This window comes from Streptomyces sp. NBC_00045, assembly GCF_045041095.1.
Classification (GTDB): Bacteria; Actinomycetota; Actinomycetes; order Streptomycetales; family Streptomycetaceae; genus Streptomyces.
This window is the reverse complement of record NZ_CP108271.1, coordinates 2,364,862-2,390,272: the sequence shown is the minus strand read 5'-3', so window position 1 is coordinate 2,390,272 and position 25,411 is coordinate 2,364,862. Positions and strand designations below refer to the sequence as shown.

The 25,411-nt window shown below is 71.3% G+C and carries 18 protein-coding genes; 9 read left to right on the top strand and 9 right to left on the bottom strand.

Going from position 1 to position 25,411, the window contains the following annotated elements; genetic code table 11:
• Window positions 1-288: 288 nt before the first annotated feature.
• On the bottom strand, window positions 289-3,435 hold the full coding sequence (ileS, locus tag OHA65_RS11280) for an isoleucine--tRNA ligase (RefSeq protein ID WP_327282992.1): 3,147 nt from the start codon (window positions 3,433-3,435) through the stop codon (window positions 289-291).
• 565 nt (window positions 3,436-4,000) lie between these two features.
• Here ileS and OHA65_RS11275 point away from each other — a divergent pair.
• The 5 genes from OHA65_RS11275 (at window position 4,001) to OHA65_RS11255 (ending at window position 9,169) form a co-directional block, all read left to right on the top strand.
• Complete coding sequence (locus tag OHA65_RS11275; RefSeq protein WP_328762471.1) at window positions 4,001-4,933, top strand: TraR/DksA family transcriptional regulator; 933 nt, start codon at window positions 4,001-4,003, stop codon at window positions 4,931-4,933.
• 143 nt (window positions 4,934-5,076) lie between these two features.
• Window positions 5,077-5,637, top strand: coding sequence for a signal peptidase II (gene lspA / locus OHA65_RS11270; RefSeq protein ID WP_327282990.1), 561 nt, complete (start codon window positions 5,077-5,079; stop codon window positions 5,635-5,637).
• 63 nt (window positions 5,638-5,700) lie between these two features.
• Window positions 5,701-6,642 (top strand): RluA family pseudouridine synthase, encoded by a 942-nt coding sequence (locus OHA65_RS11265; protein WP_132755937.1) that lies wholly within the window; start codon window positions 5,701-5,703, stop codon window positions 6,640-6,642.
• A complete protein-coding gene (locus OHA65_RS11260; protein ID WP_328762464.1) occupies window positions 6,639-7,103 on the top strand; it encodes a GNAT family N-acetyltransferase in 465 nt (154 codons plus the stop codon). Before OHA65_RS11265 ends, OHA65_RS11260 begins: the two co-directional genes overlap by 4 nt.
• 473 nt (window positions 7,104-7,576) lie before the next feature.
• On the top strand, window positions 7,577-9,169 hold the full coding sequence (locus OHA65_RS11255; protein WP_327282988.1) for a Na+/H+ antiporter: 1,593 nt from the start codon (window positions 7,577-7,579) through the stop codon (window positions 9,167-9,169).
• Window positions 9,170-9,646: 477 nt separating this feature from the next.
• Here OHA65_RS11255 and OHA65_RS11250 read toward each other — a convergent pair whose 3' ends face one another.
• A complete protein-coding gene (locus OHA65_RS11250) occupies window positions 9,647-10,651 on the bottom strand; it encodes an SDR family NAD(P)-dependent oxidoreductase (RefSeq protein ID WP_327282987.1) in 1,005 nt (334 codons plus the stop codon).
• Window positions 10,648-11,838: a UDP-N-acetylglucosamine--N-acetylmuramyl-(pentapeptide) pyrophosphoryl-undecaprenol N-acetylglucosamine transferase gene (locus OHA65_RS11245; protein WP_405761806.1), complete on the bottom strand. Its 1,191-nt coding sequence runs from the start codon at window positions 11,836-11,838 to the stop codon at window positions 10,648-10,650. The genes OHA65_RS11250 and OHA65_RS11245 overlap by 4 nt, the downstream gene beginning before the upstream one ends.
• A 73-nt stretch (window positions 11,839-11,911) precedes the next feature.
• On the opposite strand from OHA65_RS11245, the gene OHA65_RS11240 reads away from it, so the two are divergent.
• Entirely contained in the window at window positions 11,912-12,607 is a 696-nt protein-coding gene (locus tag OHA65_RS11240; protein ID WP_327282985.1) for a response regulator transcription factor, read from the top strand.
• Between the two features lie 50 nt (window positions 12,608-12,657).
• Window positions 12,658-13,986, top strand: coding sequence for a HAMP domain-containing sensor histidine kinase (locus OHA65_RS11235; RefSeq protein WP_327282984.1), 1,329 nt, complete (start codon window positions 12,658-12,660; stop codon window positions 13,984-13,986).
• A 10-nt stretch (window positions 13,987-13,996) separates the two neighbouring features.
• On the opposite strand, the gene OHA65_RS11230 is transcribed toward OHA65_RS11235, so the two are convergent.
• Window positions 13,997-15,049 carry a mechanosensitive ion channel domain-containing protein gene (locus tag OHA65_RS11230; protein ID WP_327282983.1) on the bottom strand — a complete coding sequence of 351 codons (1,053 nt, stop codon included), beginning with the start codon at window positions 15,047-15,049 and terminating at the stop codon, window positions 13,997-13,999.
• Between the two features lie 42 nt (window positions 15,050-15,091).
• Between OHA65_RS11230 and OHA65_RS11225 the strand changes: the two genes are divergently transcribed.
• On the top strand, window positions 15,092-15,670 hold the full coding sequence (locus tag OHA65_RS11225; RefSeq protein WP_327282982.1) for a dienelactone hydrolase family protein: 579 nt from the start codon (window positions 15,092-15,094) through the stop codon (window positions 15,668-15,670).
• A gap of 99 nt (window positions 15,671-15,769) precedes the next feature.
• On the opposite strand, the gene OHA65_RS11220 is transcribed toward OHA65_RS11225, so the two are convergent.
• From OHA65_RS11220 to OHA65_RS11200, 5 genes are all read right to left on the bottom strand, one after another.
• The gene (locus OHA65_RS11220; protein WP_405763397.1) at window positions 15,770-16,711 is read right to left on the bottom strand and encodes a zinc metalloprotease; all 942 of its coding nucleotides are present in this window, start codon (window positions 16,709-16,711) and stop codon (window positions 15,770-15,772) included.
• Window positions 16,712-16,933: 222 nt separating this feature from the next.
• Entirely contained in the window at window positions 16,934-18,598 is a 1,665-nt protein-coding gene (locus OHA65_RS11215) for an alkaline phosphatase D family protein (protein WP_328762453.1), read from the bottom strand.
• A 138-nt stretch (window positions 18,599-18,736) separates the two neighbouring features.
• Window positions 18,737-19,534 (bottom strand): thioredoxin domain-containing protein, encoded by a 798-nt coding sequence (locus OHA65_RS11210; protein WP_327282980.1) that lies wholly within the window; start codon window positions 19,532-19,534, stop codon window positions 18,737-18,739.
• Between the two features lie 49 nt (window positions 19,535-19,583).
• Entirely contained in the window at window positions 19,584-20,273 is a 690-nt protein-coding gene (locus OHA65_RS11205; RefSeq protein ID WP_327282979.1) for a hypothetical protein, read from the bottom strand.
• Window positions 20,274-20,351: 78 nt separating this feature from the next.
• Window positions 20,352-21,677 carry a DUF2252 domain-containing protein gene (locus tag OHA65_RS11200; RefSeq protein WP_327285615.1) on the bottom strand — a complete coding sequence of 442 codons (1,326 nt, stop codon included), beginning with the start codon at window positions 21,675-21,677 and terminating at the stop codon, window positions 20,352-20,354.
• Between the two features lie 168 nt (window positions 21,678-21,845).
• On the opposite strand from OHA65_RS11200, the gene dnaE reads away from it, so the two are divergent.
• On the top strand, window positions 21,846-25,388 hold the full coding sequence (gene dnaE, locus OHA65_RS11195; protein ID WP_327282978.1) for a DNA polymerase III subunit alpha: 3,543 nt from the start codon (window positions 21,846-21,848) through the stop codon (window positions 25,386-25,388).
• Window positions 25,389-25,411: the final 23 nt, after the last annotated feature.

The window sequence follows — 25,411 nt, the reverse complement described above, 5'->3', positions numbered from 1 at the left end:
CAGCAGTCACGGGCCGGGCCCGGTTCCCCTTCGGGGGCACCGGGCCCGGCCCGTTCGCGTACCCGGGGGCGTACGCGGAGCGGTGTCGGGAGTGCCGCAGCGGCGCCGCTGCGGGGGCGCTCCCCGAGCCCCCGAGCCTCGAACGCCGGCGGGGTTGGATCTTCCAGCCCCGCCGGCGTTCGAGGACCGGGTCACGGCAGAGCCCGGTGTCGGGAAGGGGCGTGGTGCGGAAAACGAAGCGGCCCGTACCCCCTGAGCAGGGGGTACGGGCCACAGGGGCTGGAGCGGTTACGCCTTGCGGAGGCGGAAGGTCAGCCCGAGGGACTCGTCCGTGAACGGGTCGCCGTACGTGGCGTCCGCCTCGCCGGTGGCGTAGTCCGTCGACAGGACCTCGTCCGCGATCAGCGACGCGTGGTCCGTCAGGGCCGTCACGACCTCCGGGTCCGACGAGGACCACCGCAGGGCGATCCGGTCCGCGACGTCCAGGCCGGAGTTCTTGCGGGCCTCCTGGATCAGGCGGATCGCGTCACGGGCCAGCCCCGCCAGCTTCAGCTCCGGAGTGATCTCCAGGTCCAGGGCGACCGTCGCGCCGGAGTCGGACGCCACCGACCAGCCCTCGCGCGGGGTCTCCGTGATGATGACCTCCTCCGGGGAGAGGGAGATCTCCTCGCCGTTCAGCGAGATGACCGCGGAGCCGGAGCGCAGCGCCAGGGACAGCGCGGCCGCGTCGGCGGCGGCCACGGCCTTCGCCACGTCCTGGACGCCCTTGCCGAAGCGCTTGCCCAGCGCCCGGAAGTTCGCCTTCGCCGTCGTGTCCACCAGGGAGCCGCCGACCTCCGACAGGGAGGCCAGGGAGGAGACGTTCAGTTCCTCCGTGATCTGAGCCTGGAGGTCCGCGGAGAGCGTGTCGAAGCCCACCGCGCCGACCAGGGCCCGGGAGAGCGGCTGGCGGGTCTTCACGCCCGACTCGGCGCGCGTGGCCCGGCCCAGCTCCACCAGGCGGCGGACCAGCAGCATCTGCTGGGAAAGGGTCGGGTCGATCGCCGAGGCGTCCGCCGCCGGCCACGTGGACAGGTGCACCGACTCCGGCGCGTCCTGGGTGACCGGGACGATCATGTCCTGCCAGACCCGCTCCGTGATGAAGGGGGTCAGGGGGGCCATCAGCCGCGTCACCGTCTCCACGACCTCGTGCAGGGTGCGCAGCGCCGCGGCGTCGCCCTGCCAGAAGCGGCGGCGCGAGCGGCGGACGTACCAGTTGGAGAGGTCGTCCACGAAGGCCGACAGCAGCTTGCCGGCGCGCTGGGTGTCGTACGACTCCATCGCGTCCGTGACCTCGGCCACGAGCGTGTTCAGCTCGGACAGCAGCCAGCGGTCCAGGACCGTGCGGTCGGCCGGTGCCGGGTCGGCGGCCGAGGGGGCCCAGTTCGACGTACGGGCGTACAGCGCCTGGAAGGCGACCGTGTTCCAGTACGTGAGGAGGGTCTTGCGGACGACCTCCTGGATCGTGCCGTGGCCCACGCGCCGCGCCGCCCACGGGGAGCCGCCGGCCGCCATGAACCAGCGGACCGCGTCCGCGCCGTGCTGGTCCATGAGCGGGATCGGCTGGAGGATGTTGCCCAGGTGCTTGGACATCTTGCGGCCGTCCTCGGCGAGGATGTGGCCCAGGCAGACCACGTTCTCGTACGAGGACTTGTCGAAGACGAGCGTGCCGACCGCCATCAGGGTGTAGAACCACCCGCGGGTCTGGTCGATGGCCTCCGAGATGAACTGCGCCGGGTAGCGCTTCTCGAAGATCTCCTTGTTCTTGTACGGGTAGCCCCACTGCGCGAACGGCATCGAGCCCGAGTCGTACCAGGCGTCGATGACCTCGGGGACGCGGACGGCCTCCAGCGAGCAGCCCTCGGCCGTGCAGGTGAAGGTGACGTCGTCGATGTACGGGCGGTGCGGGTCCAGGTTCGACTGGTCCTGCCCGGACAGCTCGGACAGCTCCGCGCGCGAGCCGACGCAGGTGAGGTGGTTCTCCTCGCAGCGCCAGATCGGCAGCGGGGTGCCCCAGTAGCGGTTGCGGGACAGCGCCCAGTCGATGTTGTTGTTCAGCCAGTCGCCGAAGCGGCCCTGCTTGACCGAGTCCGGGAACCAGTTCGTCTTCTCGTTCTCCCGCAGCATCGCGTCCTTGACGGCGGTGGTGCGGATGTACCAGGACGGCTGCGCGTAGTAGAGCAGGGCCGTGTGGCAGCGCCAGCAGTGCGGGTAGCTGTGCTCGTAGGCGATGTGCTTGAAGAGCAGGCCGCGGGCGTCCAGGTCGGCGGTCAGCTTCTCGTCGGCCTTCTTGAAGAAGACGCCGCCGACCAGCGGGACCTCCTCCTCGAAGGTGCCGTCGGGGCGGACCGGGTTCACGACGGGCAGGCCGTACGCGCGGCAGACCGCGAGGTCGTCGGCGCCGAAGGCGGGGGACTGGTGGACCAGACCGGTGCCGTCCTCGGTCGTGACGTACTCGGCGTTCACGACGTAGTGGGCGGGCTCGGGGAAGTCGACGAGGGCGAACGGGCGTTCGTACGTCCAGCGCTCCATCTCCTTGCCGGTGAAGGTCTGGCCCGTGGCCTCCCAGCCCTCGCCGAGGGACTTCTCCAGCAGCGGCTGGGCGACGACCAGCTTCTCTTCGCCGTTCGTGGCCACCACGTACGTGACGTCCGGGTGCGCGGCCACGGCCGTGTTGGACACCAGGGTCCACGGGGTCGTCGTCCACACCAGCAGGGCCGCCTCGCCGGCGAGCGGTCCGGAGGTCAGCGGGAAGCGGACGTACACGGACGGGTCGACGACCGTCTCGTAGCCCTGCGCCAGCTCGTGGTCCGAGAGGCCGGTGCCGCAGCGCGGGCACCAGGGGGCGACGCGGTGGTCCTGGGTGAGCAGGCCCTTGTTGAAGATCTCCTTGAGCGACCACCACACGGATTCGACGTACTCGGGGTCCATCGTCCGGTACGCGTCGTCCAGGTCGACCCAGTAGCCCATCCGGGTCGTGAGTTCGGTGAACGCGTCGGTGTGGCGGGTCACGGACTCGCGGCACTTGGCGTTGAACTCGGCGATGCCGTACGCCTCGATGTCCTGCTTGCCGTTGAAGCCGAGCTCCTTCTCGACGGCGAGCTCGACGGGCAGGCCGTGGCAGTCCCAGCCGGCCTTGCGGGCCACGTGGTAGCCGCGCATCGTGCGGAACCGGGGGAAGACGTCCTTGAAGACGCGGGCCTCGATGTGGTGCGCGCCGGGCATGCCGTTGGCGGTGGGCGGGCCCTCGTAGAAGACCCATTCGGGGCGGCCCTCGGACTGCTCCAGGGTCTTGGCGAAGGTCTTGCTCTCGCGCCAGAAGTCGAGGACGGCGTGCTCAAGGGCAGGCAGGTCGACCTGGGCGGGTACCGGGCGGTACTGCGGCGGTGTGGTCATGAGGCTGAACTCTTCCTCCGGCGGGGTGTCAATTCCGTCCGGAGGGACGAGAGCCGACTGCTGCTCCCGCGGTACCACCCTCCTTGGCCGCCAGACGTGTCCGGTGGCCCCCTCATTGGGGTGCGAAGCCGGTTCTACTCGCCGTGACGGCTTTCTTCCGGCGGCTCAGGGGTGATCCTTCGCATCGCGCTCGCCCCCGGGCTCTCACCGTCCCCGGGTCGCTCATGGCTGCGTCCGACGCTACTCGTCCCCGTCCGTGCCTCTCGCTGGGCCCAGTGTACGGGGCGGGGGCGCGCTCGGCAGACCGGTTTACGGAGGGTCGGGGCGGGGGGTGCGGCGGGCCCGGATCGGGCGCCGGACGGCGGTGCGGTGTGACCCGAACGGGTCTCTGCGCCGGTCCGGGCTCCGGTGTGGCGGGAGTGGCGGATTACCGGGCTTCCTGCTGGGCACAACGGATGCAGGTTGGCATCGAAGGACGCGTGCCCCGTTGCCGCGAGGCCGGAGTCGATTTATCGTTCCGGCACGATTCGCGCGCAAGATCACAGTATGTGAAGGGGCCGCGGCCATGGTGGCGAAGAAGACCGCCGGGAGAACTGCCGAGAAGGCTGTCGGCAAGGCAGCGGCCGGGAGGAAGGCCGCGGCCGCGAAGAAGACGGCCGGGACGGCTGCGGCCAAGACGGCGGCGAAAGTGGAGGCGGCCGGGAAGGCGGCGGAACCGGAGGCCGAGGCGGCCGAAAACGCTGCGGCCGCGAAGACGGCGGTCAAGAAGACGGCGGTCAAGAAGACGGCGGTCAAGAAGGCTGTGATCAAGAAGACGGCGGCCGCGAAGAAGGTCGCCGGGAAGACTTCGGCCAAGAAGACCTCGGCCGTGAACACGACGGCCGTGGACGAGGCGGCCGGCAAGAAGGCGACCGGCGTCGGGAAGACGACCGCGAGGAAGGCCACGGCCAAGGCGGCCGGGGCCGAGGGGGCGGCGCACGCCGCGCAACAGACGGGAGCCCGGAAAGTGGTTGCCAAGAAGAGCACCGGCACGGCCAGGAAGACGGCTGCGGCCGCCACCAGCGGCCTGCCCAAGGCCAGGGCCACGGCGGCCCTGGCGCCGGGCGAGCTGGCCGTACGGCCCGGCGAGGACCCCTGGACCCCGGAAGAGGTGACCGAGGCGCGCACGGAGCTGCAGAGCGAGGTCCTGCGCCTGCGCAACGAGCTGCAAGCCTCCGACGAGGCCATCTCGGGCCTGATGCGCGACTCCGGCGACGGCGCGGGTGACGACCAGGCCGACACGGGCACCAAGAACATCACCCGCGAGTCCGAACTGGCCCTCGCCGCGAACGCCCGCGAGATGCTCGAACAGAGCGAGCGCGCCCTGGAACGGCTGGACGCGGGCACCTACGGGCTCTGCGAGAACTGCGGCCAACCCATCGGGAAGGCCAGGATGCAGGCCTTCCCGCGCGCGACGCTGTGCGTCGACTGCAAGCAGAAGCAGGAGCGGCGGCACTGAGTCGGCCCTGAGGCTGCGCTGGGGCGGCCCGGGCCGGGCGGCGCCGCGGGCGGACCCTGACGTACTCTCGTGTTTCGTCAGGGTCCAGGAGCCTGGCAGGCGGTGTCGTCGGCAACCTGGTTCGAGCTAGTCGAGGGACTCACGTGGCAGAGGCGGAGAGCATCATCGGTACGCCGGAGATCGGGGAAGGCTCCCAGGCGGAGTCCTCGGTGCCCAAGGGGCGTCGGCGGATCGTCGCGCTGCTCGTCGTCGCGCTGCTCGCCTACCTGCTGGACTTCGGCAGCAAGATGCTGGTCGTCGCGAAGCTGGAGCACCAGCCGCCGATCCGGATCATCGGAGACCTGCTGAAGTTCGAGGCGATCCGCAACCCGGGCGCCGCCTTCGGCTTCGGCGAGGCCTTCACCATCATCTTCACGTGCATCGCGGCCACCGTGATCATCGTGATCGTGCGGCTGGCCCGGAAGCTCTACAGCCTGCCGTGGGCGATCGCGCTGGGCCTGCTGCTCGGCGGTGCGCTGGGCAACCTCACCGACCGGATCTTCCGTTCACCGGGCGTGTTCCGGGGGGCCGTCGTCGACTTCATCGCGCCCGCCCACTTCGCCGTCTTCAACCTCGCGGACTCGGCGATCGTGTGCGGCGGCATCCTGATCGTGCTGCTCTCGTTCAAGGGTCTGGACCCGGACGGCACGGTCCACAAGGACTGATCGCGGGGCCGTCGCCCGCCCATCGCGGAACTGCCGTGCCGTCGAGTCCTGCATACTCGACGGGTGAGTACGATTCCCGAGATCCGCACCCTGCCCGTTCCCGATGGCCTCGAAGGCGAGCGCGTGGACGCCGCCATCGCCCGTATGTTCGGTTTCTCCCGGACGAAGGCGGCCGAGCTCGCCGCCGCGGGGAAGGTGTCGGTCGACGGCAGCGTCGTCGGGAAGTCCGAACGCGTGCACGGCGGCGCCTGGCTCGAAGTCGAGATGCCCGCGCCGCCGCGGCCGGTCGAGCTCGTCGCCGAGCCCGTCCCGGGCATGGAGATCGTCCATGACGACGACGACATCGTCGTCATCATGAAGCCGGTGGGCGTCGCGGCCCACCCGAGCCCCGGCTGGACCGGCACCACCGTCATCGGCGGCCTCGCCGCCGCCGGCTACCGCATCTCCACTTCCGGCGCCTCCGAGCGCCAGGGCATCGTGCACCGCCTCGACGTCGGCACCTCCGGCCTGATGGCCGTCGCCAAGTCCGAGCGTGCGTACACCTCGCTGAAGAACCAGTTCCGCGAGCGGGTCGTGGACAAGCGCTACCACGCGCTCGTCCAGGGCCACCCGGACCCGATGAGCGGCACCATCGACGCCCCCATCGGCCGCCACCCCAGCGCGGACTACAAGTGGGCGGTGACCCAGGAGGGCAAGCCCTCCGTCACCCACTACGACCTGATCGAGGCCTTCCGCGCGGCCTCCCTGCTCGACATCAAGCTGGAAACCGGGCGCACGCACCAGATCCGCGTCCACATGTCCGCGCACCGGCACCCGTGCGTCGGCGACCTCACCTACGGCGCCGACCCGACCGTGGCCAAGCGCCTCGGCCTGACCCGGCAGTGGCTGCACGCCGTACGCCTCGGATTCGAGCACCCCGCGGACGGCCAGTGGGTGGAGTTCGAGAGCACCTACCCGGCGGACCTCCAGCACGCGCTGGACGTGATCCGGGCCGAGAGCGAGTGACGGCCTTCACCGTCAGGGTGGCCGCCTCCGGGGCGGACCTCCAGGCGTGCTTCGCGGTGCGGACCGAGGTGTTCGTCGTCGAGCAGTCCGTGCCCGAGTCGATCGAGTACGACGCGTACGACGCCGGCGCGGTACACGTGCTGGCCGAGGGGCCGGACGGGGAACCGCTCGGCACCGGCCGGCTGCTGCACGGGCCGGCCGCCCTGGCCAAGACGGGCGACCTGACGGTCGGCTCGCTCGGCCGGCTCGCCGTCTCCAAGTCCGCGCGCGGACTGGGCGTGGGCGTGGCGCTGGTACGGGCGATCGAGGCGGAGGCCGTCCGGCTGGGGCTGGCGGCGGTGGACCTGGGTGCCCAGACGCACGCACTCGGCTTCTACGAGCGGCTCGGCTACGCGGCGTACGGACCGGAGTTCGAGGACGCGGGCATCCCGCACCGCGCGATGCGGCGCACCCTGTCGTAACCGGGCCGCGCCCGAGCCCGTGGGCTCCGCCCCTGCTGCGGGACTGTGTCCGGAGTGGCTCCCGCCCGAACGCTGGGTGGGTCGGGAATGCCGTGGTGCCGCGCGGCCGCCGTCAGGCGGGCGAGGCTTCGCCGGGGCGTGGGTTCCCGCGGCGAGCGGCCTGGCCGGGCGGGGACCGGCAGGTGCCGCGCGGCTACGGTCCCGGCTTCCGAGTCCCCGTGCCTCAAGCAGGGCGGCTACGGCTCCGGCTTCCGAGTCCCCGCGCCTCAAGCGCCGACGCGACTGGAATCGCCCCCGGCCACACCCGGTGCCTGCCGGGCGGTGGCCTTGCGGCCGCATCGAGTCCTGCCGGTGGGCGGGGCGCGCGGAGCGGGGCGGCGCCTCGGAACGGGCCCGCCCAGGGGAAGTGCCGACACGCGGATCCAGCCCCCGGACCGCACGACCCAGCGGCAGCGGCCTGGCAGGGTGGGGGAGTGGATCAGCTTGCTCTGCTGTTCGTGCTGTTGCTCGGGGCCGTGGTCACCGTGCCGCTCGGGGACCGGCTCGGGCTGCCCGCTCCCGTCCTGATGACCATCGGCGGGGTCGCGCTGGCGCTCGTACCGGCCGTGCCGAACGTCGACATCCCGCCCGAGTACATCCTGCCGCTCCTCCTGCCCCCACTGCTCTACGCCTCCGCGCAGCGCACCTCGTGGCGGCAGTTCGCCGCCAACGTGCGGCCCATCTTCCTGCTGGCCGTGGCCCTCGTGTTCGTCACGACCGCCGCCGTCGCCGCCGTCGCGCACGCCGTCGTCCCCGGGCTGCCGCTCGCCGCCGCCGTCGCGCTCGGCGCGCTCGTGGCCCCGCCCGACCCCGTCGCCGCGACCGCCGTCGCCGGATCGCTCGGGCTGCCGCGCCGCATGGTGTCGATCCTGGAGGGCGAGGGCCTGTTCAACGACGTCACCGCGATCGTGCTCTACCACGTGGCCATCGCCGCCGCCGTCAGCGGTAGCTTCTCCTGGCCCGACGCGCTGGGCGAGTTCGTGCTCTCCGCCGTGGTCGCCGTCGGCGTCGGGCTCCTGCTGGGCTGGGCCACCAAGGCCCTCATGGGACGGCTCGACGACGCCACGCTCCAGATCGGACTGACACTGCTCGTGCCGTTCGTCTCGTACGTCCTGGCCGAAGAGCTCAAGGGGTCCGGCGTGCTGGCCGTGCTGACGACGGCCCTGTTCCTCGCGGAGTACGCGAGCGACGCGGACGACGTGCTGGGGCGGCTCGCCGGGCACACCTTCTGGGAGGTCGTGGACATGCTCGTCACGGGAGTGGCGTTCGGGCTGATCGGGCTGGAGCTGCACAACGTGTTCGGCGTCGCGAAGGGCCGCGCGGCGGAGATGGCCGGATGGGCAGCCGTGGTGATCGCGGTGGTGGTCGTCGTACGGCTGCTGTGGCTGCTGCCTGCCGGGTGGCTCGCCAAGCGGCTGCACACGCGGCGCGACTACGCCGAGGAGATCCCGCTGAGCTGGCGGGAGAGCGTGGTGATGTGGTGGGCCGGGATGCGCGGGGTGGCCTCGGTGGCACTGGCACTGGCCATTCCGCTGAAGGTGGAGGGCGGGGCGCCGTTTCCGGCGCGGGACCAGATCATCTTCATCGCGTTCGCCGTGATCATGGTGACGCTGGTGTGCCAAGGGCTGACGCTGCCGTGGCTGGTGGGGGTGCTGGGGGTCGAGGCCGACGAGGACGCCGAGCGGGAAACCGAGCGGCGGCTGGCGATCCGCGCGGCGAAGGCCGCGAAGCGGAGGCTGAAGGAGATCGAGGAGGTGGAGGACCTCCCGGAGGACCTCGTGGAAGTGCTGTACCGGCGGGCGTACGACGTGGGGGCCAGGATCAGCCCCGACATGGTGGACGAGGAGCGGCGTGAGGCGTACGCGAAGCGGGTGGAGCGGATCCGCGACGTCCAGCGGATCCAGCGGGAGATGATGTCCGCCGCCCGGCACGAGGTGCTGGCCGCGCGCAGTGAGCCGGGGGCGGATCCGGAGATCGTGGACCGGGTGCTCCGCCACCTGGACGTACGCAGCCTGCGCAGCACCTGACCCCCGCGCCTAGAACGCCGACGAGTCTGTTCAGCCCCGGGGCTCCGCCGTAGACCCGGGGTTCCGCCGTGGACCGGGGCTTCCGCCCCGGATCTGGGGCTCCGTTGGCGGGCTAGGCGGCGGCTGCCGGAGGGCAACTCCAGCCCCGCCGGCGTTTGAGGCGCGGGTCCGGGCAGAGCCCGGTGGGGGTCCCTCCCGGACGGAGTCTGGGGGAATTGCGCCCCGACGGGCTCGTCGCCGGTCCCCGACCGCAATGGTCCGGGCCCGGGGGCGGGAGCCGACCTTCGCCTCGATGGTGGCCCGCCCCGCGCCGGTGCCCGGCCCCCGGAGCGGTGTTGGCGTGCCGCGTGAGCGGGTCGCCTTACCTAGCCGCCTGCCGGGCATCGGCATCGGGGCATCGGGAGCCCGCCGCGTGGGCCGGCCTTCGGGCGCGGGGCGGGGCTGGTCCGGGCGTAGGGGCGCGTCGGTCGGTCCGAGTCAGACCTGGTAGCGGGACGGGGCGAAGAGGGAGAGGTTCTCGGCGATCCAGGTCGAGGTGTGGGACAGGCCCTGCTCCAGGGAGACCTGCGGGGTCCAGCCGGCCCAGTCACGGGCACGGGAGTTGTCCGACAGGAGCCGCTGGACCTCGCTGCCCGCAGGACGCAGCCGGGTCTCGTCGACGACCACCGACGCCTCCCGCCCCGAGGCCTCGATCAGCGCCTGCGCCAGGTCACCGATGGAGATCTCCCGGCCCGTCCCGAGGTTGACCACCTCGCCCAGTGCCCGGTCGCACTCGGCCACCGCGAGGAAGCCCTCGGCCGTGTCCGTCACGTACGTGAAGTCCCGCGTGGGGGAGACGGACCCGAGGCGGACCTCCCGTGCGCCCGAGTGCAGTTGCGCCAGGATCGTCGGGATCACGGCCCGCGCCGACTGGCGGGGGCCGTACGTGTTGAACGGCCGGACCACCGTCACCGGCAGCTCGAACGCGTGGTGGAAGGACAGCGCCATCATGTCCGCGCCGATCTTCGACGCCGAGTACGGGGACTGCGGCTGGAGCGGGTGCGTCTCGGCGATCGGGGCCGTCAGGGCCGTCCCGTAGACCTCGCTGGTGGAGGTGTGCACCAGGCGGCGCACCCCGTGCCGGCGGCAGGCCTCCGCCACGTTCTCCGTACCGGTCACGTTGGTCTGGACGTACGCGCCCGGCGAGGCGTAGCTGTACGGGATGCCGATCAGCGCCGCCAGGTGGAACACGGTGTCGCAGCCCTCCACCGCGTCGCTGACCCGGCCCGCGTCGCGGACGTCGCCCGCCCACATCTCGACCGGGCCGTCGGGGTCGGCGAGGTACCGCGCCAGGTGGCCCTTCTCCGCGTACGGCTTGTAGTGGACGAAGGCGCGGACCCGGGCGCCCCGCTCCACGAGCAGGTCGACCAGGGTGGACCCGATGAAGCCTTCGGCTCCGGTGACGAGGACGGTGCGGTCGGTCCAGGCGGTGCGGGTGTTCACATGCGCTCCAGGATGGGGGTGGGGAGGGGGAGGCCGGCGACGCGGAGGACCTCCGCCGCCAGCAGTTCGGCGGCCCGGGCGTGCGGGCCGGGGTCGGCGGCGCCGGCCATCGCGGCCAGCCGGACCGGGTCGGCCAGCAGCGGTCCGAGGAGGACGGCCAGTCGGTCGGCCGTGGTCGCGGCGTCCGGCAGCAGCAGGCCGGCGCCCGCGTCCGACAGGACCCGGGCGTTGTGGGTCTGGTGGTCGCCGGGGGCGTGCGGGTAGGGGACGAGCACGGCCGGCACCCCGGTCGCCGCCAGCTCCGCGACCGTCGCGGACCCGGCCCGGCACACCACCAGGTCGGCGGCCGCGTACACGAGGTCCATCCGGTCCAGGTACGGCACGGCCCGGGCGATCCGCTGTCCGCCGCTGGCCGCGAGATCGGCGGCGGTGTCCGGCAGGGCCTGCGGTCCCGTCTTGATCAGCAGCTGTACGTCGTCCCGCCCCTGCCAGAGCCCGGCCAGCCCGACGGCGGCCGCGGTGAGGCGGGCGGCGCCCAGGCTGCCGCCGTTGAAGACGATCAGGCGGCGGCCGTCGGGGACGTACAGGGCCCGCCGGGCCCGGGCGCGCAGCACCTCGCGCTCCGGCCGCGGCAGCTCCGCCAGCCGCGCGAGGGCCGCGGAGATCGGCATTCCGGTGGTCAGGGCGTGCGCCCCGCCCGCCAGGTGGGCCCGGCTGCGGTCGAAGGCCACCGCGATGTGCCGGGTGAGCCGGGCCGCGAACTGGTTGGCGCGGCCCGGTACCGCGTTGGACTCGTGGATGACGGCCGGCAGCCCGGCCATCTTGGCCCCCAGCACGGCCGGCGCGCTCGGATAGCCGCCCATGCCGACGACGGCGTGCGCGCCCTGGGCCCGGATCACCGCCTTCGCCTGGCCGGCCGACCGCAGGAGCGCGGCGGGGAGCAGATAGCGCTTCGCGCCGAGCGACGGGTCGAACGGGATCATGTCGACGGTGTGCAGGCGGTACCCGGCGGCCGGGACCAGCTCGGTCTCCAGGCCCCGCTCGGTCCCGACGAACGAGACCACGGCGTCCGGAACGGCCGCGCGCAGCGCCTCGGCGAGGGCGAGCCCGGGGTAGATGTGGCCGCCGGTGCCGCCCGCACCGATCACGACGGACAGGGGTGGGAGGGATGTGCCTCGTGTGGTCATGGCCGCACCTTCCCGGTGCGCCCTAAGAACGTTCTAAGAGGTTCTCTCAGAACTGTTTGGCAGGCTTTGCCCCATGAGCAGCACGAGCGCGCAGCGGATCCTGGTCGTGGACGACGAGCCCGAGGTACGGGCCGCCGTCCAGGACGGGCTGGCCGTCGAGGGGTACGAGGTACGGGGGGCCGCCGACGGGTTGGCCGCACTGTCGGAGGTGGCCGGCTGGCAGCCCGACGCGGTGGTGCTCGACGTGATGATGCCCGTCCTGGACGGCCTCGGGGTCTGCAGGCAGCTGCGCGCGCTGGGCGACCGTACGCCCGTACTCGTCCTGACCGCATTGGACTCGGTGAGCGAGCGGGTCGACGGCCTGGAGGCGGGCGCCGACGACTACCTGGTCAAACCGTTCGCGCTGGACGAGCTGGTGGCCCGCGTGCGGGCCCTGCTGCGGCGGGCCGCACCCGATCCGGCCGGTACGCAGGTGCTCGGATTCGCGGACCTGGCCCTGGACCCCGCGACCCGGACCGGGCGGCGCGGCGGCCGGCCGCTGGAGTTCAGCCGGACCGAGGCGGCGCTGCTGGAGCTGCTGCTGCGCCACCCCGGGCAGGTGCTGCCGCGGGAGCTGATCCTGGAGCTGGTGTGGGGGCGGGACTTCGGACCGGACTCCAATTCCCTCGCCGTGTACGTCGGCTACCTGCGCCGCAAGCTGGAGGCCGGCGGCGAGCCGCGGCTGGTGCACACCGTCCACGGGGTCGGGTACCGGCTGGGCACGGCGTGAGCGGCGCCGGGCGGCGCAGGCTCGGGGCGCCCTGGCGCAGGCGCCGGCCGTTGCGGACCCGGCTGGCGCTGGCGGCCACGGCGGCGGTGGCGCTGGTCGCGGTCGGGGTGTGCACGGCGGCCTTCTTCGTCGTACGCGGCGCCCTGTACGAGCAGCTGGACCTGAGCCTCACCCAGTCCGCACGACTCGCGGCCCAGCGCAACCCGGGCTCCGCGCCGGGGACCCTGGCCGGTGAGTGCCGGTTCCTGGCGGCGCCCGCCTGCGCGGAGGTGGTGCCGGCCGACCCGGCGAACGACCCGGCGGCGCCGTACCTGCTGCCGGTGGGCGCCGCGACGCGGGCGGTGGCCGCGGGACGGCGGGCGCCGTTCTACACGGACATCGTGCACGCGGGGCACCCGACGCGGATGCTCACCACCGACTACGCGAAGGGGCGGGCGCTCCAGGTGGCGCTGCGGGCCGACACCGTCGAGGACGGGATCGAGGAGGCGGCGCAGTGGCTGGCCCTGATCGGCGCGGCCGGGGTGCTGCTGGCGGCCGGGCTCGGGTACTGGGTGTCGCGGACGGGCCTGGCCCCGGTGACCCGGCTCACGGCCACCGCCGAGCGGATCGCGGCGACGCGGGATCCGCGGTACCGGATCGAGCTGCCGCCGCCCGGGCGGGAGGACGAGATCACGCGGCTGGCCGGGAGCTTCAACACCATGCTGGGCGAGTTGGAGCAGTCGGTGACGGCGCAGCGGCGGCTGGTCGCGGACGCCTCGCACGAGCTGCGGACCCCACTGACCGCCCTGCGGACGAACGCGGAGCTGCTGGCGCGCGGGGAGCGGTTGACGGCGGAGCAGCGCGAGCGGGCCTCGCTCGCGCTGGGGCGGCAGCTGCGGGAGGTGACGGGGCTGGTGAACGACCTGATCGAGCTGGCCCGGGACGAGGAGCCGCAGCCACTGGTCGAACAGGTCCGGCTGGCTCCGCTGGTGGAGCACTGCGCGCAGGTGGCGCGGGCGCACTGGCCGTCCGTACCGGTGCTCGTCCGCGTCCGGGGGGAGGAGGCGGTGGTGCCGGGGGTGCCGGCGCGGCTGACCCGGCTGCTGTCGAACCTGCTGGACAACGCCGCGAAGTTCAGCCCGCCGGGGGCGCCGGTGGAGCTGGAGCTGGCGTCGCCGGGCGGCCGGGCCGAGCTGACGGTACGGGACCACGGCCCCGGCATCGCGGCCGAGGACCTCCCGTACGTCTTCGACCGCTTCTACCGCGCGGGGACGGCCCGGGCCCTGCCGGGCTCGGGGCTGGGCCTCGCGATGGCCCGCCAGATCGCCCGGGCGCACGCCGCCGAGCTGGTGGCGGAACCGGCCCCGGGCGGCGGAGCCCTGTTCCGGCTGACGTTCTGAGCCGCCGGGATCAGGACGCCTCAGGGCGGGGGTCCGCCGGCGAGGTGGCGATGCGGGGCAGGGCGTACGGGTGGTGGGCCACCAGCCAGGCGATCAGGCGTTCGCGGACCTGGCAGCGGACCGTCCAGACGTCCGAGCCGTCCTTCGCGGTGACCACCGCCCGGACCAGGATCGTGTGCGGGGTCGTGTCCGTGACCGCCAGGGTGCCGGTGCGGCCGTCCCATTCCGGGATCTCCTCCAGGATCCGCCGGAGCTGCTCGCGCATCAGGTCCAGCGGTGCGCCGTGGTCCAGGTGCCAGAAGACCGTTCCGGTCATCTGAGCGCCGCCGCGCGACCAGTTTTCGTACGGCTTGCCTGTGAAATACGACACAGGCATCGTGATCCGGCGTTCGTCCCAGGTGCGTACCACGAGGAAGGTCAGGGTGATTTCCTCGACGGTGCCCCACTCCCCGTCGACGACCACCGTGTCGCCGATCCGCACCGTGTCGCCGAAGGCGATCTGCAGTCCGGCGAACAGGTTGCCCAGCGTCGACTGGGCGGCGATGCCCGCCACGATGCCGAGGACGCCCGCCGAGGCGAGCACCGAGGCGCCGACCGCCCGCATCGGCGGGAACGTGAGCAGCATCGCCGCCACCGCGACCACCACGACGACCGCCGTGACCGCCCGGTGGATCAGCGTCACCTGGGTGCGGACCCGGCGCACCCGCGCCTCGTTCGGGTGTTGGGCGGCGTAGCGGGCGTACGAGGAGTCCACGACGGCCGTCGCGATGCGCACCAGCAGCCAGGCCGTCGACGCGATCAGGACGAGGGTCAGGGCGCGGCCCACGGCGAACACGTACTCCGGTGCGATCCCCACCCGGCGGTGGGCTCCGTACAGCAGCGTCGTGCACAACAGGAGCCGGAACGGCAGACGGCAGCGGCGCAGCAGCCCCCACAGCGGGGTCTCGTTGTGCCGGGCGTCGGCGCGGCGCAGCAGCAGGTCCAGCAGCCATCCGGCGAGCAGGGTGACGATCAGGGCGCCGGCGAGGACCGCGATCGGGCGCAGAAGGGTGTCCGTGTCCATGGACGTCCAGCTAACCGGAACGTGCGCCCGGAAACTGGCACGATGGGGCGCATGAACATCATGCTTTTCCACTCGACGTACGGGCTGCGGCCCGCGGTGCACGCGGCGGCCGACCGGCTGCGCGCGGCCGGTCACCAGGTCCAGGTGCCGGATCTCTTCGAGGGGCGCACCTTCGAGACCGTCGAAGAGGGCATGGCACACCGGGACGAGATCGGCCGCGACGAGCTGCTCAAGCGTGCGGTGCTGGCCTCCGCCCCTTACTCCGACCGGGGTCTGGTCTACGCGGGCTTCTCCTTCGGCGGCTCCGTCGCCCAGCACCTGGCGCTCGCCGACGAGAAGGCGCGAGGCCTGCTGCTCCTGCACGGGACGGCGGACCTGGAGGAGGACACCGCGGTCGACGAGCTGCCGGTGCAGCTGCACGTCGCGGACCCGGACCCGTTCGAGCCGCACGACTGGCTGACCGCCTGGTACTTGCGGATGCAGCGTGCGGGTGCGGACGTGGAGGTGCACCGCTACCCGGGTGCCGGGCACCTGTTCACGGACCCGGACCTCGACGACTTCGATGCGGAGGCCGCGGAGCAGACCTGGAGGGTCGCGCTGGCCTTCCTCGACAGCCTGTAGCCGAACGGGGGGAGGGGCAGGGCACGAACTCGTGCCCTGCCCCTCCTGTTTGCCCGTGCTCAGCCGCACTCAGCCGCACTCAGCCGCACTCAGCCGTGCTTAGCCGCGGTAGGCGCTCCACATGCTCTTCATGCGGGCGACCTGACCCGCCGTGAACTGGTACATGCAGGAGTCGTACGTGTAGTCCATGAAGTTGTGGATCGGGTCGACGCCCGTCTTGTTGGTGCAGCTGTCACGGCCGGTCGGGCACTCGAACGCGGCGCTCTTCTCGGCCGGGGTGTCGGAGACGGAGTCACCGCTGCCCGAGCAGCCGCCCTGGAAGGTGTGGTACAGGCCCATCCAGTGGCCGACCTCGTGGGTGCCGGTGTCGCCCTCGTTGTAGTTGGTGGCGGAGCCGCCCGGCAGCGAGGTGTTGAGGATGACCACGCCGTCCATCTTGGGCTGCGAGGCGTAGGAGCTCGGGAAGGTCGCCCAGCCGAGCAGGCCGCCGCCGAGGTTGGCGGTGTAGAGGTTGAGCGCGTTGGCGCCGCCCTTGCGCAGGGCGTTCTTCATGTCCGTCTCGGCCTGGGTGCCGTCCGAGACGTTGTACCAGGCGGCGTTGTCGGTGTAGTCGGTGGAGACCAGCGAGAACTGGTAGCCCGAGTCGACGTTGCCGGTGCCCTTGCCGCTGTAGGCGGAGTTGAGGACCGCGATCTGGTTGTTGATGTCCGTGGCGGTCAGCTTGCCGGCGGAGCCGGAGGTGATGACGTGGACGTACACCGGGATGGTCGTCGCGGCGGTGACCTCGGCGGCGCGCATCTGGCGCTGCGGGCCGAGCTCGGCGTTCTTCTTGGCCAGGTCGGCGTCCATGGCCTTGACCTGGGCGTCCGTCACCTCGTTGGGGTCGGCCGCGTGGTTGTCCTTCGGGCGGGCGACCCGGGCATTGGCAGAGGTGCCGGCGTCGGCACAGGCCTCGGCGCCGGTCTTGGTGGCTGCGGCCACGGTCGTGGGGGCCGTGAGCGGGGCGAACGCCAGGGTTCCGGCCAGCACGGCCGTTCCCATGAGGCGGCGGCGGAGCATGGGGGATATGCGGGCAGAGGCGCGCACGTTGACTCCTCGCGAAGCGTGGTGGGGGGTGAGGGATTTCCTCACGCTGGCGCGAAGCTTATGTGTCCATGTCATGCACTTAGCAAGGCCTGTAAGTAAAAGATTTGTTGCTTCTGTGAGAGGAGGGGCGCCCGGTCTGCGCCAGGCGCCCCTTCTCACAACAAAATTGACGGACTGTCAGCCAACCGGCTGGTACGTCCGCTCCACCTTCTGCGTCCCGTTCGGCGTCCGGTACGAACGGGACCACGCGGCCGTGGCGGCCGGATTCCGCTTGTCGGACACCACGTAGTAGTCCATCTGTGAACGCTCGGTCGTCACGTCCAGCACCCCGTAACCGTGAGCGTCCATGTCCAGCCACTTCACGTGCCAGTTGGCGGCCTTGATCGCCGATTCCGCTACCAGCGACGCGGTGTCCGCCGGCACGTGCAGGAGGTCGTCGATGTTGTCGGAGGTCACCGACGTCACCACGAACTCGGTGGCGGCCGTTCCGGAGCCCGGGTACGTCGCCATGTTCATCGGGACCTCGTTCGCCCACGCCATGTGGATGTCGCCCGTCAGGAACACCGTGTTCTTGATCTTCTGGTCCTTGAGGTGGTTCAGCAGCTCCTTGCGGTCGTCCGTGTACCCGTCCCACTGGTCCACGTTGATCGCGAGGCCGCCCTCGGGCAGGCCCAGCAGCTTCGTCAGCGGCGCCAGCAGGTGCGCGGGCAGCGAGGCGAAGGCCACCGGCGAGATCATCACCGAGGTCCCGACCAACTTCCAGGTCGCGTTGGAGCTCGCGAGGCCCGACTTGAGCCAGTCCAGCTGGGCGCGTCCGGTGATGGTGCGCTCCGGGTCGTCGACCGCGCCGCTGCCTATCTTGGCCTGCTGGGAGCGGAACGTGCGCAGGTCCAGCAGGTGCAGGTCGGCGAGGGTGCCGAAGCGCAGCCGACGATAGACGGTGCCGGCGGTGGAGGTGCGGACGGGCATCCACTCGAAGTACGCCTGCTTGGCGGCGGCCGCGCGGGCCGCCCAGTCGCCCTCGGTGCCCGGGGTGTGGTTCTCGGCCCCGCCCGACCAGGCGTCGTTGGCGAACTCGTGGTCGTCCCAGATCGCGACGATCGCGTGCGCGGCGTGCATCGCCTGGAGGTCGGCGTCGGTCTTGTAGTTCCCGTGCCGGGTCCGGTAGTCGGCGAGGGTGAGGATCTCGTGCCGCGGCTCGTGCGGGCGTACGACGTACTTCGCCTCGGGGTAGGCCCCGTTCGCGTACTCGTAGATGTAGTCGCCGAGGTGCAGGACCGCGTGCAGGTCGGTGCGGGCGGCCAGGTGGCGGTACGCCGAGAAGTAGCCGGACTCCCAGTTGGCGCAGGAGACCACGCCGAAGCGGACCCCAGGGGTCGTCGCGTCGTGGCCCGGCGCGGTCAGGGTGCGCCCGACCGGCGAGACGGTGCCGCCGGCGGTGAACCGGTAGAAGTACGGGGTCTGCGGCCGCAGTCCGCGGACGTCCGCCTTGACGGTGTGGTCGGAGGCGGCCGTCGCGGTGACCGAACCACTCGCGGCGATCCGGGAGAAGGCCTTGTCCTCGGCCACCTCCCAGGTCACCCGGGTGGCCGGGCCGACGCCGGAGCCGGGGACCGCCTCGGGGGTCGGGGTGACGCGGGTCCACAGCAGGATCCCGTCGGGCAGTGGGTCGCCCGAGGCGATGCCGTGCAGGAAGGCCGGCCCGTTCGAGGCCGCCGACGAGGGCGAGATGCCCAGGGCGGCCGTCGCGAACGGCACGAGGGCGGCCGTGGCCGCTGCGGCCTTGACGACCGTGCGGCGGCGCGGGGTTGCCGCAGTGGGGGAAGGGAGATGACTGGTCACGGACCGGCATATTACTGACGGGTATAACCGCTGGTACACCCCTGTGAAAGCAACGGGCAGGCGAACTCTCGGAGTTCGCCTGCCCGTGTGGAGGTCCGGTGCGGGGCCGGTGCGGATCCCGTGCGGATCCGCTGCGGGTCAGCCCGCGATGGCCTTGTCGACCGCGGCCGTGAAGGACTCCGGCGTCATCTGCTGGATCTCGATCTTCTTGCCGTCCATCTTCAGCGAGGGGGTGCCCGTGACCCCGCTCTTGTCGAAGACCTTCGACATCTCGATCGCCCAGCGGTTGTACGTGCCGTCCTCGACGGCCTTCTTGAACTCGGCGTTGCCCTTGAGGGCCGGCACCGCGTCCGCGATCTTCAGCAGGTAGTCGTCCTTGCTGAACTTGTCGTCCTTCTCGTCCGGGTGGTTGTCCTTGGCGTACAGCGCCGACTTGTAGTCCAGGAACGCCTCGGGGCTGACGTTCAGGGCCGCACCCAGTGCGCTCAGGGCGTTCTTCGAGCCGCTGCCGCTGAAGGCCTTGTCGAGGAAGGTCGCCCCGACGTACTGGACCTTGTACTTGCCCGCGTCGATGTCCTTCTTGATCTGCGGGCCGACCCCCTGCTCGAACGTCGAGCAGATCGGGCAGCGGGCGTCCTCGTAGAGTTCGAGGGTCTTCTTGGCGTCGGCCTTGCCTATGACGACCGTGGTGCCGTTGTCGCCCGTGGTGTTCTTCGGGGCGACCAGCGCGGCGTCGGCGGCCTTGTCCCACTCGCCGGGCTGGTTGGCCTGCACGACCATGTAGCCGACGCCGCCGGCCAGGGCCAGGACGGCGACGACGGCGCCGGCCACCAGTACCTGGCGGCGCACCTTGTCCTTCTTGGCCTGCTTCTCGCGCTCGGCACGCAGCCGATCGCGGGCCGCCGCCTTGTTCGCCTGGCTGTTGCGTGAACTCATGGTGATCTCCGTGGGGTGTGGCTCGGTGAAAGGGGACGTCCGTACGGGGTCAGGCGCAGACGAGCGCGCCGCGTACGGGAGGTCCCCGGAGTCCCACGGAATGGGCGGGGAAGCGGGTACGGGCCCCCGCGCCCGGAAGGGCCGGGCGCAGCGCCCGCCGCACCGGGCCGACGGCGGCCGCCGCCGAGGCCGCGGCCAGCAGCAGCGGCCGGAAAGCAAAGGCGGCCACCGCGCGCAGCAGCTGGCCCAGAGCCCGCTCCCCGTACCGCAGCCAGGCCGCGGCGAGCAGCCCGACCGAGACGTGCGCGGCGAGCAGTAGCCACGGGGTCCAGGGTCCGGGCGAGGCCAGCAGGGCCACCGCGTCGGGGACGGCCCCGGGCACCTCGGCCAGCGGCCCGCCCACCGGCGGGCCGCCGCACAGCTCGTCCAGGCCCAGTGCCCGCAGCGGCCCCGAGACGGGCCCGCCGGCAGGTCCGTAGCAGACGTGCTGCCCGGCGGTGAAGACGGTGTCGGCGGCCAGCTCCAGCGGAACCAGCAGGGCGGCGATGGGGCCGAAGCCGCGCTCGCGGCCGGCCAGCGCGTACGTGAGGAGGAACACCCCGGCGAAGGCCCCGGCGACCAGTGCCGGCGGCAGCGGCACCCGGGACATCAGGACGTGCGAGCCGGCCGAGAGCAGCACGACGAGTGCGCTGAACAGCGCGGCCCGCAGCCCTCGGAGTCCTGCCCTCGATATGTCCATCGGCGCGAGTCTGCCACGAGTACCTGTGAAAACGGGTCCCCGGTCCCGAGCGGACCGGGGACCCGCGGCCGAAAACACTCAGTGCATGATGCGGCCGTTGCGGAACAGGTCCACGAAGATCTGGTGGTCGGCGCGCGCCCGCGCCCCGTACGCGTGCGCGAAGTCGACCAGCAGCTCCGCGAAGCCCTCCTCGTCGGCGGCGATCGCCGCGTCGATGGCCCGCTCGGTGGAGAACGGGACCAGCGAGTGCCCGCTCTCGGCCTCGTCGGCCGCCGCGTGCATGGTCGCCGTCGCCCGGCCCAGGTCCGCGACCACGGCCGCGATCTCCTCCGGCTCGTCCAGGTCCGACCAGTCCAGGTCCACCGCGTACGGGGAGACCTCGGCCACCAGCTGCCCGGACCCGTCCAGCTCGGTCCAGCCCAGCCACGGGTCGGCGTGTGCCTGGAGGGCGCGCTGGGAGATCACCGTTCGGTGCCCCTCGTGCTGGAAGTAGTCCCGCACGGCCCGGTCGGTGATGTGCCGGGACACCGCCGGGGTCTGCGCCTGCTTGAGGTAGATCACGACGTCGTTCTCCAGGGCGTCGCTGTGCCCCTCCAGCAGGATGTTGTACGAGGGCAGGCCGGCCGAGCCTATTCCGACGCCGCGGCGGCCCACGACGTCCTTGACCCGGTAGGAGTCCGGCCGGACCAGGGACTCGTCGGGCAGGGTCTCCAGGTACCCGTCGAAGGCGGCGAGCACCTTGTAGCGGGTGGCCGCGTCCAGCTCGATCGCGCCCCCGCCGGAGGTGAAGCGGCGCTCGTAGTCCCGGATCTCGGTCATCGAGTCCAGCAAGGAGAAGCGGGTGCGGGAGCGGGCCGAGCGCAGGGCCGTCAGCAGCGGGCCCTCGGCGGTGTCCAGGGTGAAGGAGGGCACCTCTTCGTGCTTGGCGCCCGTGGCCAGGAGGTGGATGCGCTCCCGGTAGGCGCCGGCGTACGTCCGCACCAGGGCGCTGATCTGCTCGTCGCTGAGCGCCTTGGTGTAGCCGATCAGGGCGACGGAGGCCGCGAACCGCTTGAGGTCCCAGGTGAAGGGGCCGACGTACGCCTCGTCGAAGTCGTTGACGTTGAAGACGAGGCGGCCGTTGGAGTCCATGTACGTGCCGAAGTTCTCGGCGTGCAGATCGCCGTGGATCCACACCCGGCCGGTCCGCTCGTCCAGGTAGGGGCCGCCGTGCCGGTCCCGCTCCAGGTCGGCGTAGAAGAGGCAGGCCGTGCCCCGGTAGAAGGCGAAGGCGGAGGCCGCCATCTTCCTGAATTTGACCTGGAAGGCGGCGGGGTCGGCCGCGAGGAGCGCTCCGAAAGCGGTGTCGAACACGTCGAGTATCTGCTCGGCGCGCTGCTCGTTCGTCGTCTCGGGAACCGCCATGGCGGGTGCCTCCTGGTGGCGCAGTGGTGCGTGCATTTGATCATGAGGGGTCGGACGGGAGTCCTGGGTCTGCAACGGATGAAGGTACCGGTCGGTGCCCCGGTTGTGTCACTCCGCCGACGTAGACTTCGAGGCTGCTCCCCTCGTTCCTTCCGGAGGTCTGCCACCGTGACCAAGCAGCCGTTCACGCACCTGCACGTCCACACCCAGTACTCGCTGCTGGACGGTGCCGCGCGGCTCAAGGACATGTTCAACGCGTGCAACGAGATGGGCATGACGCACATCGCGATGTCCGACCACGGCAACCTGCACGGGGCGTACGACTTCTTCCACACCGCCCAGAAGGCCGGGATCACGCCGATCATCGGCATCGAGGCGTACGTGGCCCCCGAGTCCCGGCGCAACAAGCGGCGCATCCAGTGGGGCCAGCCGCACCAGAAGCGCGACGACGTCTCCGGTTCCGGTGGTTACACCCACAAGACCATCTGGGCCTCGAACGCCACCGGCCTGCACAACATCTTCCGGCTGTCCTCCGACGCGTACGCCGAGGGCTGGCTCACGAAGTGGCCGCGGATGGACAAGGAGACCATCTCCAAGTGGTCCGAGGGCCTGATCGCCTCCACCGGCTGCCCGTCCGGCGAGGTGCAGACCAGGCTGCGCCTCGGCCAGTTCGACGAGGCCGTGCAGGCCGCCTCCGACTACAAGGACATCTTCGGCGAGGGCCGCTACTTCCTGGAGCTGATGGACCACGGCATCGAGATCGAGCGCCGGGTCCGCGACGGGCTGCTGGAGATCGGCAAGAAGCTCGGCATCCCGCCGCTGGTCACGAACGACTCGCACTACACGTACGCGAGCGAGGCCACCGCGCACGACGCCCTGCTCTGCATCCAGACCGGCAAGAACCTCTCGGACCCGGACCGCTTCCGCTTCGACGGCACCGGCTACTACCTCAAGTCGACCGACGAGATGTACGCGATCGACTCCTCGGACGCCTGGCAGGAGGGCTGCGCCAACACGCGGCTGGTCGCGGACCAGATCGACACCGAGGGCATGTTCAAATTCCGGAACCTGATGCCGAAGTTCGACATCCCGGAGGGGCACACCGAGGTCAGCTGGTTCCGCGAGGAGACCATGCGCGGCATGCACCGCCGCTACCCCGGAGGCATCCCGGACGACCGGATGAAGCAGGCCGAGTACGAGATGGACACGATCATCTCGATGGGCTTCCCCGGCTACTTCCTCGTGGTCGCCGACTTCATCATGTGGGCCAAGAACCAGGGCATCGCGGTGGGCCCGGGCCGAGGCTCCGCGGCCGGCTCGATCGTCGCGTACGCCATGGGCATCACCGACCTCGACCCGCTCACGCACGGCCTGATCTTCGAGCGCTTCCTGAACCCCGAGCGCGTCTCCATGCCCGACGTCGACATCGACTTCGACGAGCGTCGGCGCGTCGAGGTGATCCGGTACGTGACGGAGAAGTACGGCCAGGACAAGGTCGCCATGATCGGCACCTACGGCACCATCAAGGCCAAGAACGCGATCAAGGACTCCGCGCGCGTCCTGGGCTACCCCTACGCCATGGGCGACCGCCTCACCAAGGCCATGCCCGCCGACGTCCTCGGCAAGGGCATCCCGCTCTCCGGCATCCTCGACCCGCAGCACCCGCGCTACGGCGAGGCCGGCGAGATCCGCGGGATGTACGAGAACGAGCCGGACGTGAAGAAGGTCATCGACACCGCCCGCGGCGTCGAGGGCCTGGTCCGCCAGATGGGCGTGCACGCCGCCGGCGTGATCATGTCCAGCGAGACGATCACCGACCACGTACCCGTCTGGGTGCGGCACACCGACGGCGTCACCATCACCCAGTGGGACTACCCGAGCTGCGAATCGCTCGGCCTGCTGAAGATGGACTTCCTCGGCCTGCGCAACCTCACGATCATGGACGACGCCGTCAAGATGGTGAAGGCCAACAAGGGGATCGACATCGACCTCCTGGCCCTCCCGCTCGACGACCCCAAGACCTTCGAACTGCTCGGCCGCGGCGACACCCTCGGCGTCTTCCAGTTCGACGGCGGGCCCATGCGTTCGCTGCTGCGCCTGATGAAGCCCGACAACTTCGAGGACATCTCCGCCGTCTCGGCCCTGTACCGGCCGGGCCCGATGGGCATGAACTCGCACACGAACTACGCCCTGCGCAAGAACAAGCAGCAGGAGATCACCCCGATCCACCCGGAGCTGGAGGGGCCGCTCGAAGAGGTGCTCGCGGTCACCTACGGCCTGATCGTCTACCAGGAGCAGGTCCAGAAGGCCGCCCAGATCATCGCCGGGTACTCGCTCGGCGAGGCCGACATCCTGCGCCGCGTGATGGGCAAGAAGAAGCCCGAGGAGCTGGCGAAGAACTTCGTCATTTTCGAGGAGGGCGCCAGGGGCAAGGGCTTCAGCGACCAGGCGATCAAGGCCCTGTGGGACGTCCTGGTCCCCTTCGCCGGCTACGCCTTCAACAAGGCGCACTCCGCCGCGTACGGCCTGGTCTCGTACTGGACCGCCTACCTCAAGGCGAACTTCCCGGCCGAGTACATGGCTGGCCTGCTCACCTCGGTCAAGGACGACAAGGACAAGTCCGCGATCTACCTCAACGAGTGCCGGCGCATGGGCATCAAGGTGCTCCCGCCGAACGTCAACGAGTCCGAGCCGAACTTCGCGGCCCAGGGCGACGACGTGATCCTCTTCGGCCTCACCGCCGTGCGCAACGTCGGCCAGAACGTCGTCGAGTCGATCATCAAGACCAGGAAGGCCAAGGGGAAGTACTCCACCTTCCCCGACTTCCTGGACAAGGTCGAGGCCGTCGTCTGCAACAAGCGCACCGTCGAGTCGCTGATCAAGGCCGGCGCTTTCGACGAGATGGGCCACACCCGCAAGGGCCTGGTCGCCCACCACGAGTCGATGATCGACAACGTGGTCGCGGTCAAGCGCAAGGAGGCCGAGGGACAGTTCGACCTCTTCGGCGGAATGGGTGACGAGAGCGCCAGCGACGAGCCCGGCTTCGGGCTCGACGTCGAGTTCTCGGACGTGGAGTGGGAGAAGTCCTACCTGCTCGCCCAGGAGCGCGAGATGCTCGGCCTGTACGTCTCCGACCACCCGCTCTTCGGCCTGGAGCACGTGCTCTCCGACAAGACGGACGCCGGAATCTCCCAGCTGACCGGCGGCGAGCACTCGGACGGCGCCGTCGTCACCATCGGCGGCATCATCTCGGGCCTCCAGCGCAAGATGACCAAGCAGGGCAACGCCTGGGCCATCGCCACCGTCGAGGACCTGGCCGGCTCGATCGAGTGCATGTTCTTCCCCGCGACCTACCAGCTCGTCTCCACCCAGCTGGTCGAGGACACCGTCGTCTTCGTCAAGGGCCGCCTCGACAAGCGCGAGGACGTCCCCCGCCTGGTCGCCATGGAGATGATGGTCCCCGACCTCTCCTCGGCCGGGACGAACGCCCCCGTCGTCCTCACCATCCCGACGGTCAAGGTCACTCCTCCGATGGTCACCCGGTTGGGCGAGATCCTGCGCCACCACAAGGGCAACACCGAGGTCCGGATCAAGCTCCAGGGGCCGCGGAGCACCACCGTGCTGCGCCTCGACAAGCACCGGGTCCAGCCCGACCCGGCGCTCTTCGGCGACCTCAAGGTGCTCCTCGGCCCGTCCTGCCTGGCCGGATGACGCCGGTCGCCCAGGCCCCCGTA